This is a genomic window from Streptomyces albus subsp. albus, assembly GCF_000719865.1.
GTDB lineage: Bacteria > Actinomycetota > Actinomycetes > Streptomycetales > Streptomycetaceae > Streptomyces > Streptomyces albus_E.
This window is the reverse complement of record NZ_JOID01000008.1, coordinates 257,924-272,710: the sequence shown is the minus strand read 5'-3', so window position 1 is coordinate 272,710 and position 14,787 is coordinate 257,924. Positions and strand designations below refer to the sequence as shown.

The 14,787-nt window shown below is 73.6% G+C and carries 12 protein-coding genes; 9 read left to right on the top strand and 3 right to left on the bottom strand.

Going from position 1 to position 14,787, the window contains the following annotated elements; all coding sequences use genetic code 11:
* Positions 1-13: 13 nt before the first annotated feature.
* Positions 14-1,561, bottom strand: coding sequence for a S1C family serine protease (locus IF83_RS0110030; RefSeq protein ID WP_030543745.1), 1,548 nt, complete (start codon positions 1,559-1,561; stop codon positions 14-16).
* Between the two features lie 216 nt (positions 1,562-1,777).
* Between IF83_RS0110030 and IF83_RS0110025 the strand changes: the two genes are divergently transcribed.
* The 3 genes from IF83_RS0110025 (at position 1,778) to IF83_RS0110015 (ending at position 4,593) form a co-directional block, all read left to right on the top strand.
* The gene (locus IF83_RS0110025) at positions 1,778-2,611 is read left to right on the top strand and encodes a glycerophosphodiester phosphodiesterase (RefSeq protein ID WP_030543744.1); all 834 of its coding nucleotides are present in this window, start codon (positions 1,778-1,780) and stop codon (positions 2,609-2,611) included.
* Between the two features lie 53 nt (positions 2,612-2,664).
* Positions 2,665-3,288: an ATP-binding protein gene (locus IF83_RS0110020; RefSeq protein ID WP_078843325.1), complete on the top strand. Its 624-nt coding sequence runs from the start codon at positions 2,665-2,667 to the stop codon at positions 3,286-3,288.
* 306 nt (positions 3,289-3,594) lie between these two features.
* Positions 3,595-4,593 carry a DUF5926 family protein gene (locus tag IF83_RS0110015; RefSeq protein WP_030543742.1) on the top strand — a complete coding sequence of 333 codons (999 nt, stop codon included), beginning with the start codon at positions 3,595-3,597 and terminating at the stop codon, positions 4,591-4,593.
* A gap of 442 nt (positions 4,594-5,035) precedes the next feature.
* Here the strand turns inward: IF83_RS0110015 and IF83_RS0110010 are convergent, their stop codons facing one another.
* Positions 5,036-5,719 carry a bifunctional DNA primase/polymerase gene (locus IF83_RS0110010; protein WP_030543741.1) on the bottom strand — a complete coding sequence of 228 codons (684 nt, stop codon included), beginning with the start codon at positions 5,717-5,719 and terminating at the stop codon, positions 5,036-5,038.
* A gap of 944 nt (positions 5,720-6,663) precedes the next feature.
* Here IF83_RS0110010 and IF83_RS0110005 point away from each other — a divergent pair.
* Entirely contained in the window at positions 6,664-8,139 is a 1,476-nt protein-coding gene (locus IF83_RS0110005; RefSeq protein ID WP_030543740.1) for an aminopeptidase P family protein, read from the top strand.
* A 46-nt stretch (positions 8,140-8,185) separates the two neighbouring features.
* Here IF83_RS0110005 and IF83_RS0110000 read toward each other — a convergent pair whose 3' ends face one another.
* Positions 8,186-8,812, bottom strand: coding sequence for an ATP-binding protein (locus IF83_RS0110000; protein WP_051722626.1), 627 nt, complete (start codon positions 8,810-8,812; stop codon positions 8,186-8,188).
* A gap of 206 nt (positions 8,813-9,018) precedes the next feature.
* Between IF83_RS0110000 and IF83_RS0109995 the strand changes: the two genes are divergently transcribed.
* The 5 genes from IF83_RS0109995 (at position 9,019) to efeB (ending at position 14,665) form a co-directional block, all read left to right on the top strand.
* Positions 9,019-9,825 carry a hypothetical protein gene (locus IF83_RS0109995; RefSeq protein WP_030543738.1) on the top strand — a complete coding sequence of 269 codons (807 nt, stop codon included), beginning with the start codon at positions 9,019-9,021 and terminating at the stop codon, positions 9,823-9,825.
* A gap of 328 nt (positions 9,826-10,153) precedes the next feature.
* A complete protein-coding gene (locus IF83_RS0109990) occupies positions 10,154-10,843 on the top strand; it encodes an SCO family protein (RefSeq protein WP_078843324.1) in 690 nt (229 codons plus the stop codon).
* Positions 10,840-11,301, top strand: coding sequence for a copper chaperone PCu(A)C (locus IF83_RS0109985; protein WP_030543736.1), 462 nt, complete (start codon positions 10,840-10,842; stop codon positions 11,299-11,301). The genes IF83_RS0109990 and IF83_RS0109985 overlap by 4 nt, the downstream gene beginning before the upstream one ends.
* 5 nt (positions 11,302-11,306) lie before the next feature.
* The gene (locus IF83_RS0109980; protein ID WP_030543735.1) at positions 11,307-13,430 is read left to right on the top strand and encodes a copper resistance CopC/CopD family protein; all 2,124 of its coding nucleotides are present in this window, start codon (positions 11,307-11,309) and stop codon (positions 13,428-13,430) included.
* Positions 13,430-14,665, top strand: a complete 1,236-nt coding sequence (efeB, locus tag IF83_RS0109975; protein ID WP_030543734.1) for an iron uptake transporter deferrochelatase/peroxidase subunit — start codon at positions 13,430-13,432, stop codon at positions 14,663-14,665. The genes IF83_RS0109980 and efeB overlap by 1 nt, the downstream gene beginning before the upstream one ends.
* Positions 14,666-14,787: the final 122 nt, after the last annotated feature.

Below are 14,787 nucleotides of genomic sequence, written 5' to 3'. Positions count from 1 at the left end.
GGTTCCGGCGTGGTCAGTCGCCCTTGCGCTGGCCCAGGGTGACGTCGACCGTGGTCTCCTTGCCGTCGCGCTCGTAAGTGAGTTTGACCGTGTCGCCCGGCTTGTGGGTCCAGATTTCGCTGATCAGGGTCGGGCCGCTGTCGATGACCGTGTCGTCCAGCTTGGTGATGACGTCACCGGGCTTCAGGCCCGCCTTGTCGGCCGGTCCGCCCTCGGTGATCGGGTCGCCGCCGCCCTGGCCGGTTTCGGGGATCCGGGCGCCGTCACCCTGCTGCCGCATGTCGACGTGGACGCCGATCACCGGGTAGATGGGCTCCCCGGTCTCGATGAGATTCTCGGCGACGCGCTTGGCCTGGTTGATCGGGATGGCGAAGCCCAGGCCGATGCTGCCGGCCTGCGATTCGCCGAAGCCGCCGCCCGCCGACTGGATCGCCGAGTTGATGCCGATCACGGCGCCCTGGGCGTTGAGCAGGGGTCCGCCGGAGTTGCCCGGGTTGATCGACGCGTCGGTCTGCAGGGCGCTCATGTACGAGGCGTTGCTGCTGCCGCCGTCGCTGGAGGCCACCGGGCGGTTCTTGGCGCTGATGATGCCGGTGGTCACGGTTCCCGAGAGACCGAAGGGGGCACCGATGGCGATCGTGGCGTCGCCGACCGCGACCTTCTTGTCCGAGTCACCGAGCGGCAGCGGCTTGAGGTCCGCGCCCGAGGCGTTCCGGAGTTTGATCACGGCTACGTCATAGCCCTCGGCGCGGCCGACGATCTCGGCCTGGTACTCCTTGCCGTTCGAGAACGTCGCGGTGAGTTTGCCGCCACCCGCCGCGGAGGCCACCACATGGTTGTTGGTGAGGATGTGGCCTTCCTTGTCGTAGACGAAACCGGTGCCGGTGCCGCCCTCGGCCTCCTGGCCACCGCCCTGGGCGTTCAGGGTGACGACACTGGGCAGCGCCCGCTGGGCTATCCCGGCGACGGAGTTCGGGGAGCGGTCGAGCACCTCCGGGTCGCCCGTGGCCGAGATCGTCGTCGAGCTTCCGTCGTTCTGCTCGGCGGCCCAGAAGCCGAGGCCACCGCCGACGCCGCCCGCGACCAGCGCGGCGGCGAGCACGGCCGCCACCACGCCGCCCCGGCTCTTCTTGCCCGGCGCGGCACCGGGCGGCGGGGGAACGTGCCCCGGGACGCCCCAGCCGGCGCCCCCGGGCGGTGGCGGCGGCGGAGGCCAGGCGGCGTGTCCCGCACCGTGCTCCTGGCCCGCCCCCTGTCCGGCCATGCCGGCACCGTCGGCCGGAGCGCCGTACTCCTGCCCCGCTGCGGCCCGCGCTCCCTCGTCGCCGTGTGTGCCGGCCGGGGCCGGCGGGTGCGCCGGTGCGGCCGGTTGCTCCGGCGGACGGCCGGGCGCCGCCGCGCCGGGCTCGGGCCGCGGAAGCGGATAGTCGGACTGCGCGGCGTTACCGGCGGAGGGGTTCTCCGGTGCGGGCGGCGGCGCGGAGGGCGGGCTGGGCGGCGCTCCGGGCGCCGGCCGCTCCGTCCCCGGCGGCACGGCGGCGCCCTCGTTCTCGGTGCTCACGGCTTTCTCCTTGGGTGCGCGAAAAGTCTTGAGTCACGGCCCACAGTGCTGCATGTCCGCCTCCAGCTTTCCCCACGGCGTGTCAGGGCGCTGTAAGCGCTGTGGCTCACCCGCCCGCCCTTCCTTTCCGGACATACCGCATGGCTTCCATGATGCCGGGGTCTTCGGACGACGGCCGTTCACCCTGTGTGCCCGCAGGGGTGGCACCATAACGCGGTGACCGATGCGCGCCCGGCTCCCGGCCTCTCCCCGGAGCCCTCCACCACCGCTGTCGTCGCCCACCGGGGCTCGTCCGAGGACGCCCCGGAGCACACGCTGGCCGCGTACCGCAGAGCCATCGAGGACGGCGCCGACGCCCTGGAGTGCGATGTGCGGCTGACCGCCGACGGGCACCTCGTCTGCGTCCACGACCGGCGGGTGGACCGCACCTCCAACGGCCGGGGGGCCGTGTCGGCCCTGGAGCTCGCCGAGCTCGCCGCGCTCGACTTCGGTTCCTGGAAGGACCGGGACGAGGCTCCGGACTGGGAACGCACGTCCGTCCTCACTCTCGAACGCCTGCTCGAACTCATCCGCGACACCGATCGCCGGATCGAACTCGCCATCGAGACGAAGCACCCGACCCGCTGGGCCGGCCAGGTCGAGGAGAAGCTGCTGGAACTGCTCCGCCGGTTCGGTCTCACGGATCCGCCTCCGGGCGAACCCTCAGCCGTTCGGGTGATGAGCTTCTCGGCGCGCTCCCTGCACCGCGTCCGGGTGGCGGCGCCCCGCATACCCACCGTGTATCTGATGCAGTTCATCTCGCCGCGTCTGCGCGACGGGCGGCTGCCCGCCGGCGCCCGGATCGCCGGGCCCAGCATGCGGATCCTGCGGAACCAGCCCGAATACGTCGCCCGCGCGCACCGGGCGGGCAACGAGGTGCACGTCTGGACCGTCGACGATCCCGCCGACGTCGAGCGGTGCGTGAGCCTCGGCGTGGACGCCATCATCACCAACCGGCCCGGGAGAGTTCTGTCACAGCTCGGGCGCACGGACGGCCTCCGGAACGGCTGAATCCCCCGGTGGGGAGCGCACCGGCGCGTTCAGTACATCGCCGATCGCGCGGAGTGCGCCACCGGATCGCTTATGGCCGGTTTCCGGCCCACCGGGGGAGGGCATCCATCCTCTGGCGTGGGGCGAAGGAGGTCTCGGGGGTGGCGTTGGTGGTGGCACAGGAAGTGCCGACTTCATCGAGCATGGCCGTGCCCCATGGGCCTTCGGGCGTGGGCATGGCGCGGCGCCGGATGCGCGAAGGACTGGGCATGAGCGGCGTTCCCGAGGGAGTCGTCGACGACGCGGTCCTCGTCCTCTCGGAGCTTCTCAGCAACGCCTGCCGCCATGGCAGGCCGCTGCGGACCGGGCTTGCGGGCGGCGACGAGGGCGAGGCGGTGCGCGCCGCCTGGCGTGTGGACGAATTCGGGCGTTTGACCGTCGAGGTGACAGACGGGGGCGGTCCGACCCGACCACTTCCGGCCACTCCGTCCGTAACGGCCCGCGGCGGCCGCGGGCTCAACATCATCAGATCCCTCGCCCAGGACTGGGGAGTCCGGGACGAGATGAGCGGCGACGTCACGGTCTGGGCCCGCTTCGCCCCGGTGACGCGGAACCGCGAGAACGGCCTCGGTGACCGGCTGGGCCTGGGCGTACTGCCCGGGCTCGGGGTCGCGGATCTGCTGGACGATCTGGCCTGAGGGCCTGAGGGCCTGAGGGCCTGGGGGACGGACGGCCCGTGCGGCCGGAGGCCCGTCTCCGTACGGCCGTGCGTCCCGCCCGGTCCGTCGAGGCCGGGGCAGCGACCGTTCCGTATCCGGTCCGGACGACTCCTCCGCGGACGGCCCACCCGGAGGACGAGCCCCTTCCGCCACGTCGCTCCCCGCACGGCGTCCCGGGGCGCCGCCCACACCGCCGGGCCCCTCGCGTTCGGCGGGCGGAGCCCCGGTGAGGGGCTAGGCTCAGCGGCCACAGACCCACCGCCGTATCCGGGAGAAACCCACGCCATGGCGAAGAAGCGACCCCAGACCAAGGCCGGCAAGTCGTCCTCCGCGCGGGGCTCGGGCGTCCGCCCGGCGGCCGTCGCGGACGCCGACATCCCTGTCGTCGGCGCCCGCGAGCCCTGCCCCTGCGGCTCGGGCCGCCGCTACAAGGCCTGCCACGGCCGGGCCGCCGCCCAGGCCGTCACCGAGCTCGTCCAGCGGCCCTTCGAAGGGCTGCCGGGCGAGTGCGACTGGGTGGCCCTGCGTGAACTGGTCCCGGCCGCGACGGCCGAGCTGCGCCTCAAGGAGCCGCTGCCCGACGGCGTGCCCTCCGTGACCCTGGCCACCGTCCTGCCGATGGCCTGGCCCGCGCTGCGCCGGGACACCGGCACGGTCCTCCTGGGCCTCCAGAACGACACCGCTTCCGGCGACATCAGCCGTGATCTGGCGGATGTACTCGGCCGGGCCCTGACGGCCACGCCCGGCAGCCCGGTGGCCGCCGAGCGCGTGACGGCCGGCGGACCGCGTCTGCAGGATCTGCTGGACACCGGAGCACCGTTCACACCGGTGATCCACGACGGGTTCGAGTTCTGGCTGGAGGACGCCTCGAACACCACTCCGGAGGTGGCCGCCTCCCTGGAGCGGGCGAACGAGGCGGCCATCCCGACCGTCCGGCTGTCCGGTGTCGAGGCCGCGTACTGGTGCGAGACCCCGGAGAAGAACCATCTGCGCTGGGTGATGCCGCACTCCGAGGAGGAGTTGCTCGACGCGCTCGCACGGCTGCACGCCGCGGGCACCTCGTCGCTCGGCGAGGGCACCCGGCTCGTCGGTTCCTTCCGGGCGCACGGCCTGCTGGTGCCGGTGTGGGACCTGCCGCGCGGCATGAGCGCCGACGACACCGAGAAGCCGGCGGCGGCCTTCGCCGAACGGCTCGGCGAGGTCCTCGGCTCCGAGGCTCCGCTGACACCGGAGGAGCGCCGGGCGCGCGGCGGACTCACGAACCGTCAAGTCACTTTGAGCTGACGGGAGATGGGAACTCGTGCGGCAGAAGTGATTCCTGTCACATCAACTTCTACCGAACAGTAAATTCCCTGTCGGATCTTCGCGATCGAATTTGCGAACGGCCGATCTCTTGTTACGGTTCTAGGAGCCCGGTCGCTGGTGCATCCCCCGTCGCCAGCGACCGGGCGTTCCCATGTCCGCGGCCGTGGACGGTCTCCCGTCGGCGCCCCGCTCCGGCTCGCCGGTGTCCCGGTCCCTCTGTCCGGCTTCCGGGAACGGCGGCGAAGTCCGCGCGCCCCCACGACCACACGACGCACCGGCACACGGCCCGCCGCGGAATGGCCCGCCGCACACACGACGGGCCGTTCGCCGGACCGGCGCGACGACGGCCGCCGTGCACCGGGTGTTCGTTCACCGGCGCCGAAGAATCGGCGCGACCGCCGGAACCTGCGGGCCCGCGGGCTCAGTAGGGCAGACGGCTGCCGCCGCCAGGAGTCCCCGCGCTCGCCTCCACCAGCGCCTCCACCACGGTCTCCACCCGCGGCAGCCACGGCCCGCCGGCGGCTCCCCGCAGCGGGGCCCGCTCCCAGCGGACCTGCCCGGCGCCCGTGTCGGAGGGCGGCAGGGCCAGATATCCGCCCTCGCCGTGGAAGCGCAGCGAACTGGGCACCCAGTCCTGGCTGTAGAGCAGTTCGCCCAGTTGCGGCAGCGAGTACGGCGCCACGAGCAGCGCCCAGCGGGACGGGGTGGCGACGACCGGCCCGAGCCGGACCCCCATCCGCCCCAGTTCGGCGACCGCCTCGGCCCCCGCGACCGCCGGCAGGCTGACGGCGCACGGCGCACGGCCGCCAGTCGCCAGGATCACCGGCGCGGAGGGGCGGTTGGTCCACCACCAGCGCACCATGCGGGTGTCGGTGGTCGCCGCGAGCAGCCCCGGGTCGAAGGGATGTGCGCCGGGAGCGGCGCAGTCCGGGTGCGGGCAGGCGCAGTGCACCGTGCCGTCCCTTCCCGGCTGGGTTCCCACGCCGGGCAGTACCGGCCACCGCCACTCGGTGGCGCAGGTCAGTGCCGCGTCGAGCATGACCGACCTCCCGCCGCGCCTGCGCTTGAGCAGGAGCCTGCGTCGCATTCCGGGGATCTCGCGCATGAGCGCTCGTTCCTTTCCGTTAACGCCGAGGGCTGTTTCCGTCGCATGGAACTGCGTCTGACTGCGTGGAGCAGTGGAGCAACTGTCTGGCAACCACCTGGAGCGGAACTGCACACCGAACTGCATGGCACTGCGGGTACCGCGCGCCCGGGACCCGTCCCGTCGTGCGGGACACACCTGACTGTGCGTGGATCAGCGTCACATCGCCGGCCGGCGTGGAGCGTGGCATGGGGTGGCGCCCGTTCGGCGCATGCCGCCCCCGTACCCCCCAGTGGCGAGGTGCCCCCCACCTGTCCGCTCACGAGTGGGAGCGCGGCGTTCGCAGGCTAGGACGCGCCCGGCCTCCGCCGGGTTCCAGCACATCCCAACTGCCCCCGCCCCCTGCCGAGTACGTACCCGGCGCGGTGGACATGACGCGTTGCCGACGAGCCTCAGTCGACCGCGCATCGACCGGAGCACGTCGTTTTCCGGCCAAACGTAGCAGCCTCCCGAGCCTCGTCAAACCCGGATACCCGAGGACGGCCCGGGTACACGGATCCATGCACATTTGAGGGGCTGACGGGGGTTTCCCCGGATACGCGAGCTTGGCGAGGCGGATGGGCGTACGCACCGGTTTCTCCTGATCGGCGACCGAGTCGGGGCACCGCCGGGACACCCCCGCATCCGCTTCCGGCATATGCCGCCCGGCGGACGTGTCTCCACAGAACGGATGGCCGGGACAGGGTCGCCGGCGCCCGGGTGACGACCGTGCGTGCGTCATGTTCACGGAAAGTGGCCGGAATCCATCTGATCACCCCGGGCTCTGGCCATAATGCCCGGCCGCTCGACGCGGCTCACCAGGTCCGGCGCGGGCCACCGGCCGGTCCGGAGCCTTCACTCCGGTCCCTCCTGTGCCCTTCCCGCCGCCCATACGATGGGAGAAGGTCCCGTTCAAGGAGGAAACCGTGACCGAGCAGCCCGTACCGGCCCAGCAGAGCGAAACCGCCCCGGCGGGCGACCACCAGCCGGTCAAGCAGCGGAAGAACGGCCTCTACCCGGCCGTCTCCGACGAACTCGCCGCCCATATGCGCGCCGGCTGGGCCGACACGGAGCTGCGCGACCTGGAGCCGCTGCCGCAGGCGGCCGAGACGGCCCGCCGCCGCGCCGCGCTGTCCCGCCGCTTCCCCGGTGAGCGGCTCGTCATTCCCGCGGGCAATCTCAGGACCCGCTCCAATGACACCGAATACCCCTTCCGGGCCGGCACCGAGTACGCCCATCTGACCGGCGACCAGTCGGAGGACGGCGTACTGGTCATGGAGCCCGCCGCGGACGGTGGTCACGAGGCCGTGCTGTATCTGCTGCCCCGTTCCGACCGCGAGAACGGCGAGTTCTGGCTGGACGGCCAGGGCGAGCTCTGGGTCGGCCGCCGGTACAGCCTGACGGAGAACGAGCGGCGGCTCGGGCTGCCCTGCCGCGACGTCCGGAAGGCCGCCGGCGAACTGGCGGAGCAGGCCGGGCCCGTACGCCTCGTCCGCGGTCACGACATGGGCCTGGAAGCCGCCCTCGCCGACCGGCTCGACGCCGGACGCGACGAGGAGCTCCGGGTCTTCCTCAGCGAACTCCGGCTGGTGAAGGACGCGTTCGAGATCGGCGAACTGCAGAAGGCCGTGGACTCGACCGTGCGCGGCTTCGAGGACGTCGTGAAGGTCCTCGACCGCGCCGAGGCCACCTCCGAGCGCTACATCGAGGGCACCTTCTTCCTGCGCGCGCGGGTCGAGGGCAACGACGTCGGCTACGGCTCGATCTGCGCCGCCGGCCCGCACGCCACCACCCTGCACTGGGTGCGCAACGACGGCCCCGTCCGCTCCGGCGAACTGCTGCTGCTGGACGCGGGCGTGGAGACGCACACCCTCTACACGGCGGACGTCACCCGCACGCTCCCGGTGAACGGCCGCTTCACCGACCTCCAGCGGAAGATCTACGACGCCGTGTACGAGGCCCAGGAGGCCGGCATCGCCGCCGTGCGCCCCGGGGCCAAGTACCGCGACTTCCACGACGCGGCACAGCGGGTGCTCGCCGAGAGGCTGGTCGAGTGGGGGCTCGTCGAGGGCCCCGTCGAGCGGGTCTTGGAGCTCGGGCTGCAGCGCCGCTGGACCCTGCACGGCACCGGCCACATGCTCGGCATGGACGTACACGACTGCGCGCTGGCGCGGACCGAGACCTATGTGGACGGCACGCTGGAGCCGGGGATGTGCCTGACCGTCGAGCCGGGCCTGTACTTCCAGGCGGACGACCTCACCGTGCCCGCGGAATACCGCGGCATCGGTGTCCGCATCGAGGACGACATCCTGGTCACCGAGGACGGCAACCGGAACCTTTCGGCCGCCCTGCCGCGCTCCTCCGCCGACGTGGAGTCCTGGATGGCGCGGCTGAAGGGCTGAGCGCCTGCTGCTCGGAGGGTGCCGGGCTGAGGCTCCGGGCCGAGGCTCACGGGCTGAGGACGGGGCCGGCCAGGGGGCCTCCGGTGAGACGGGCCCCGTCCCGCCACTTGAGCATCTTGCTGAAGCAGACGACCGCGCCCCGGCCCGGACGGTTCCGGACGTGGACGTGGTCGGCGAGGGACTCGATCAGCAGCAGTCCGCGGCCGTGCTCGGCGTGCTCCGTGCGGTCGGCCCGGCCGGCGTGACCCGCCTGGCCGGCGTGGCCGCCGTGACCGGCGTGGTACTCGGAGCCGGCGTGGCCGGCGCGGTCCGTGGGCCCGGCGTTCCAGGGGGAGCCTTTGCTCTCCGGCCACGCGCGGCGGGCGCGGCGGCGGCCGGAGGGCCCGCCGGGTTCGTCGCGGGCGGCGGGGAAACCGGGGCCCGAGTCGGCGACCTCGATGCGGCACTTCTCCCCGTCCAGGTACGCGGTGACGCGGTACCGTCCGCCTCCCGGGCCGGCGCCGTCGCCACCGTGCTCCACCGCGTTGGCGCAGGCCTCGGAGAGCGCGACGGACAGTTCGAAGGACGTCTCCGGGTGGACCCCGGCGGTCTCCATGGTGCCGAGGAGAAGCCGGCGGGCCAGCGGCACACTCGCCGCCTCGCGCCGCAAGTGGAGTGACCACCAGATGCTCATGCTGCGGCCTCCTGGCTGCGGCTCGACATACCGCTACGTATTGCCCGGGCGCCTCGGTGGTAAGCCTGCGCCGGACGGGACTCCGCTCGTTCGGCGGTGCGTTCCCCGGGGGGCGCATGGGGCGTGCCGGCCCGGCCCGCGGATGCCTCCGCACCACCCACCCTGGCGGAGGGGGCACGGGGGCGCGGTGCGATGATGAGTCCGCCATGTCTGGTTTCCCAGCACGCGCCGGCACGGGCCTGCGCCTGACGAGGGCCGCGGTGTTCGCCGCGGTCTGCGTCGTGCTGTCCGCGACCGGCCATGTGCTCGCCGCCCGCGCCGTGATCCCGCTGTGGGCACTGGGCGGGGGCTTCCTCGCCGTCCTCGCGGTCGCCGCGGGGCTCGCGGGCCGGGAGCGTTCCCTGCCCGGCATCGCCGCGGCACTGGCAGCCGGGCAGGTGCTTCTGCACACCCTCTTCGGATACGCCCAGCATCTCGCCGGACCGGCGGCCGCTCCGCCGGGCGGCGGTTCGTCCGACACCGTGACGGCGCTCGCCGCGCGGCTCCTGTGCGGTGAGGGCGGGCGTCCGCTGTCGGCCGCCGAGGCGCACCGCGTGGTGACCGCCGCGGGCATCGACCCGGGCGCGCACGCGGCCGCCGCCGCGACCGCCTCGGCCGGTGGCGGGGCCGGCCCGCACGGGGTCCTCCCGGCGTCGCTGCTGCCGTCGCCGCAGATGCTGCTGGCCCACCTGCTGGCGGCGGTCCTGCTCGGGCTGCTGCTGCGGCGGGGGGAGGCCGCGCTGTTCCGTCTCGTACGGCTGTCCGTACAGGGGCTGGCCGAAAGGGCGCTCGTACGGTCGCTGCGCACCGCCGTCGGGCTGGCCCGGGCGCTGCTCGCGGGGCTCCCCGGGGCCGGCGGCCCGCGCCTGCGCGCGCGCCGCGCACGCCCGTACGGACCGGGGCGGCCGCGCCCGCTGTACCTCGAGCACTCCGTCAGCCGGAGAGGTCCGCCGGACTTCCGCCTGGCGGCCTGACGCGGCGGTTCCACCGGCAGGTGCCGGGCATCCGCGCGCGCCGCCGCACGCGCGTGTGAGCCACTCGCCGTCCCCGTCGTCGGCGGGTCTCTCCTCGCGCGCCTCCTTCACGCCCCGACGCGTCCGGTGGGCGGAGACGGGCACAGCGCGCCCCGGTGCCGCCCCGCCCCTCCGCGTCCGCCGCGTCGCTGTGTCCTCACCGGGCCGCCGCCGTGACCTCCGGCGTCCTCGTCGGCCGCCGCTTCCTCCCTGCGGCCGTACCGGTCCGGGTCCGCCGGCCGGCCCGCGGCGGCGTACCACGCAACACGACCTACACCAGGAAGCCCTTATGAGAACCCCCCGACGCCTCACCCGCCCACGCGGTGCGAGGCGGACACCCCTGTGGCGCGGCAGCGTGCTCGCCGTCGCAGCCGCGCTCGCCCTCACCGCGTGCGGCGGTGGCGGCGACGGCAGTGCCGGGACCGCCGCGGAGGTCTCCGCGGAGCCCGCCCAGGCCGCGACCGTTCTCGACAATCCGTTCGAGAAGCCGGAGCTGGTCCTCACGGACACGTCCGGTCAGGAGTACGACTTGGTCGAAGAGACCAAGGGACACCCAACACTCCTCTACTTCGGCTACACCCACTGCCCCGACGTCTGCCCGCTGACGATGAGCAACATCGCCGTGGCCGCCAAGGCACTGTCCGAGGACCAGCGGAAGGACCTGCGCGTCGTCTTCGTCACCTCCGACCCGGAACGGGACACCCCGAAGCGGCTCGGCGCGTGGCTGCGCGGCCAGGACCCCGACTTCATCGGTCTCACGGGCGACTTCGACGCCATCCAGGCCGCCGCGCGCAGTGTCGGCATCGGCATCGCCCCGCCGACCGAGGACGAGAACGGCGACATCGTCTCCACCCATGGCGCCCAAGTGCTCGCCTTCTCCCCGGAGGACGACAAGGCCCACGTCCTCTACGGCGAGGACACCACCGTCGACGACTACACCAACGACCTGCCCAAGCTCCTCGAGGGAGAGACCCCGTGAACCGCCGCGCCACCACCGCCACCGCCCTCAGCGCCGCACTCGTGCTCGGTGCCACGCTCTCCCTCACCGGCTGTGCCACCGGGCCGGAACTGGCGACGAGCGGCGGTTACGTCCCCGAGCCCGTCATGCCCGACATGGCCGGCGGGTTCCTCACGGTGACCAACACCGGTGACACCGCCGACCGGCTCACCCACGCCACCAGCGACATCTCCGACGACGTGGAGCTGCACCGCACCAAGGACGGCAAGATGCAGCAGGTCAAGTCCTTCGAGGTGCCGGCGAACGGCGAGCTCGTCCTGAAGCGCGGGGCGAACCACATCATGTTCAAGGAGCTCAAGCACAAGCCGGCCGTGGGCGAGGAAGTCTCCGTGACCCTTCACTTCGCCGAGTCGGGCCCTCTTGAGGTGACCCTCCCGGTGAAGGCCGCCACCCACAACCCGTCGATGAAGAAGCACTGACGGGCATGGCCTCCGCACCCTGCCGGGACCGCCCGGCCGCCGCCCGTACCGCCGCCGTGCTGCTGCTCGGCGCCGCGGCCGTACTGGGCGTGCTCGGCGTACTGCTCGCCGGTGCCGCCCCGGCCTCGGCGCACGCCGCGCTGACCGGGAGCGTTCCGCGGCAGGGCGCGGTGGCCGAGCGGGCGCCCGAGGAGGTGGTGCTCACCTTCTCCGGGAGCGTCACTCTCTCCCGCGACGCGATCCGGGTCCTCGGACCAAACGGCTCACGGGCCGACACCGGTGCACCGCGTGACCTCGGCACCGACGGCACCGTCCGGCACGGTGTCGCCCTGCGGCCGGGGCTGCCGGACGGCACCTACACCGTCGCCTGGCGGGCCGTCTCGGCCGACGGCCATCCCGTCTCGGGCGCTTTCACCTTCTCCGTGGGCGCCCCGTCGGCGACCAGCGCGGCGCTGCCGGACGACCAGCCGGGCGGCGGACTCACCGGCCTCCTCCACGCCATCGCGCGCTACGCCGCCTACGCGGGCTTCGTGCTGCTCGTGGGCGGCGGCGCGTTCGTCCTGGGCTGCCGGCCGTCCGCGGCCTCCGTGCCGGCCTTGCGGCGGCTGGTGGTGCGGGGCTGGGCCCTGCTTTCCGCAGCCACCTTCGCGCTGCTCCTGCTCCGCGGGCCGTACACGGAGGGCGGCGGACTCACCAAGATGTTCGATCCGGGTGCGTTGCGGGACGTTGTGGCGACCCCCTCCGGAACCGCGCTGGTCTCCCGGCTGCTGCTGCTCGCGGTGGCCGCGCTGTGCGTGACAGTCCTGTTCTCCCCGGACCGGTGGTCCGCCGGGCACCGGGAGGAAGCCGGTGGGGATACGGCTCCGGAGCACCGGGAGCACCGGAATTCGCGCTTCTGGCTCGCGGCGGCCGGCGGGGCCGTCGTCGCCGCCGCTCTGGCGGTCACCTGGGCCGCCGCCGAACACGCGTCCACCGGTCTCCAGCCGTGGCTGGCCGTGCCGATGGACGTCCTGCATCTGCTGGCCGTGGCGCTCTGGCTGGGCGGCCTGGCCGCACTCCTGGTGACGCTCCACCACGGGCCGGCGGCGGAACGGCCGGTGGTGCGGCGGTTCTCCCGGACGGCCCTCGGCAGCGTGCTGCTGCTGGCCGCGACCGGGCTGTACCAGTCCTGGCGGCAGGTCGGCTCCTGGGACGCCCTCACCACCACTTCGTTCGGGCGACTGCTGCTGGCCAAGGCCGGGCTGGTGGCCCTGATGCTGGTCTTCGCCCGGTGGTCGCGGCAGCGCGCCGGCCTGCTGCCGGACGGGTCACCGGTTCCCGCCGGGGAGCGCTCGGAGGAGACCTCCGCCGCGCCGGGGACGGGCCCGGTCCCCGAAGCCGTACCCGCTGTTCCCGCGCGGGGGCCGGAGACGACGCTGCGGGAGCGGCCCGTACTGCCGGAGCGGCCGACGGAGGAGACGGTGCGGGACAAGCAGCCCGTACCGGAGCCCTCCGCGGAGGGCGGGTCGGCCCCGGACCCCTGCGGTGCCTCCTCCGTCACCGCCCCGGTGGGCCCCGAGCGGGCCGTCCAGCTCGCCCGGCAGCGCGCCGCCCTGACGGCGGCCCGCGAGCGCCGTGCCCGCGACGCCGACCCGGAACGGACCCGGCTCCGCCGCTCGGTGCTGGCCGAAGCGGGCGTGGCCGCACTCGTCCTGGCCGTCACCACCGCCCTGACAGGCACCGAACCGGCCCGTACGGAGGAGCGGACGGCCCGAGCGGCCGCCGCCGGCCCCGCCTCCTTCGGGCAGCCCGTCATGTTCGACATCCCCTTCGACACCGGGGGCGAGAAGGGGGCCGGTACGGCCGGAATCACCCTCTTCGACCCCTCCAGCACCTGCGGTAACAGCCTTCACGTCCGGCTTGACGACCCGGACGGCGAGCCACTGGACGCAGCCGAGGTGAAGCTCGCCTTCACCCTCCCCGCCCAGGACGTGGGGCCGCTCCCGGTCAGGCTGGCCGAGCTCGCCACCGGCCATTGGTCGGCCGCCGGCTTCCAGCTCCCCCTGGCAGGCACCTGGAAGGCATCGCTCACCGTGCGCACCTCCGACACCGACCAGATCACCGAGACCCGGAACGTGAAGATCGACTGATGACCACTCCTCCCCTCTCCAGGCGCCGACTGCTCGGAACCGCGGGCGTGGCCGGTGCCGCCGGACTCGTCGCCGGCGCGACCGGTGGTGTGGCGGGCACCGCGCTCGCCGGTGACGACACCCCACCGCTCAGCTCCGTCGGCTCCACCGGCCTGATGTTTCACGGGAAACATCAGGCGGGCATCACCACCGCTCCGCAGGCACGCGGTCATCTGGCCGCCTTCGACCTCTTGCCGGACGCCGGCCGGAAGGGGGCCGCAGCGCTGCTGCGCCGCTGGTCCCGGACGGCCGAGCGGCTGACCGCAGGCCGCGCGGTGACGGACGACACCGGTATCGCCCTGGACGCCGGCCCGTCCTCCCTCACCATCACGTTCGGCTTCGGGTACAGCTTCTTCGGCCGCACGGGGCTGGAGGACCGCCGCCCCGCCGCGCTCGACCCGCTGCCCGCGTTCTCCTCCGACGCTCTGGACCCCCGGCGCAGCAACGGCGACCTGTGGGTGCAGATCGGCGCCGACGACGCACTGGTCGCCTTCAACGCCCTGCGCACCCTGCAGAAGGACGCCGCGGAGACGGCCCGGGTGCGCTGGCAGATGAACGGCTTCAACCGCTCCGCCGGGGCGACCGCCCGGCCCATGACCACCCGCAATCTGATGGGCCAGGTCGACGGGACCAGGAATCCGCGCCCGGAGGAGGCGGACTTCCAGCAGCGGGTCTTCGTGCCCGAGGGCGGCGGGGCGAAGGACCCCGAATGGATGGCGCACGGCTCGTACGCCGTGGTCCGGCGCATCCGGATGCTGCTGGACGACTGGGAGGAGCTGTCCCGGGAGGAGCAGGAGCGGGTGATCGGACGCCGCAAGGACAGCGGCGCCCCGCTCACGGGCGGCACCGAGACCACCCCGCTGGACCTGGAGAAGACCGGTCCCGACGGCAGGCCCGTCGTCCCCGCCAACGCCCACGCCCGGATCTCGATGCCGGAGACGAACGGCGGAGCGGCGATGCTGCGACGCCCCTTCTCCTTCCACGACGGTTACGACGAGAAGGGGGCCCCGGACGCGGGTCTGCTGTTCATCTGCTGGCAGGCCGATCCGCTGCGGGGCTTCGTCCCCGTGCAGCGCAAGCTCGACCGGGGGGACGCGCTGTCGCCGTTCATCCGGCACGAGGCGAGCGGTCTCTTCGCGGTGCCGGGCGGCTGCGAGCCGGGCGGCTACGTGGGCCGGGAGTTGCTGGAGGGATGAGTTCGCATGAGTCCATATGAGCCCGCACCGGAGCGGCGGTCACCGGACGGGCCCTCGCCGGGAGCGGCCGCCGGCGGCGGGCCGGGCTCCCCTGCCGCCGGTATGGTGGGAGGCTCCCCGTG

Coding starts and splice junctions, on each gene's coding strand:
- IF83_RS0110015 (WP_030543742.1), top strand. CDS start 3,595: ATGGCGAAGAAGCGACCCCAGACCAAGGCCGGCAAGTCGTCCTCCGCG.
- IF83_RS0110010 (WP_030543741.1), bottom strand. CDS start 5,719: ATGCGCGAGATCCCCGGAATGCGACGCAGGCTCCTGCTCAAGCGCAGG.
- IF83_RS0110000 (WP_051722626.1), bottom strand. CDS start 8,812: ATGAGCATCTGGTGGTCACTCCACTTGCGGCGCGAGGCGGCGAGTGTG.
- IF83_RS0109995 (WP_030543738.1), top strand. CDS start 9,019: ATGTCTGGTTTCCCAGCACGCGCCGGCACGGGCCTGCGCCTGACGAGG.
- IF83_RS0109990 (WP_078843324.1), top strand. CDS start 10,154: ATGAGAACCCCCCGACGCCTCACCCGCCCACGCGGTGCGAGGCGGACA.
- IF83_RS0109980 (WP_030543735.1), top strand. CDS start 11,307: ATGGCCTCCGCACCCTGCCGGGACCGCCCGGCCGCCGCCCGTACCGCC.
- efeB (WP_030543734.1), top strand. CDS start 13,430: ATGACCACTCCTCCCCTCTCCAGGCGCCGACTGCTCGGAACCGCGGGC.